This is a genomic window from Blastococcus sp. CCUG 61487, assembly GCF_005222955.1.
Taxonomy (GTDB): Bacteria; Actinomycetota; Actinomycetes; order Mycobacteriales; family Geodermatophilaceae; genus Blastococcus.
Genome location: NZ_LWUA01000184.1, coordinates 1 through 336, shown reverse-complemented (window position 1 = coordinate 336; position 336 = coordinate 1). Strand labels below are relative to the sequence as shown.

General features: G+C 28.6%; 1 protein-coding gene. It reads left to right on the top strand.

Annotated elements, in window-relative coordinates; all coding sequences use genetic code 11:
• On the top strand, positions 1-262 hold a 262-nt coding region (locus tag A6V29_RS09945; RefSeq protein ID WP_249933149.1), incomplete at its 5' end, for a hypothetical protein.
• Positions 263-336: the final 74 nt, after the last annotated feature.

Sequence of the window (336 nt, the reverse complement as noted above, 5' to 3'; positions counted from 1 at the left end):
ACTATTAACACAAGGGGGTGAGTGCGTGCAGGAACTTACAAAAAAACAAAAGTTAAAAAAGCAAGAATTGAAGCCGAAAATAAAGCTTAGAAAAGAGAGAAAGAAGCATGAACTTACGACAGTTTTTATGGCAGATTTAATTGGTTTGAAAAATCGCAGACAATATGAATTAAAAGAAAATGGCAAAGCTCCATTCCATGATTATGAGATATCTATTATTTCTAATTATTTTCACAAATCAGAGAGTGAATTATTTTTTTAAAATAAAATATCTCAATTTGAGATTGAAAAGAAAGGAGAACTTATGACAGATTTTAAAAACTTGAATCTTCAATT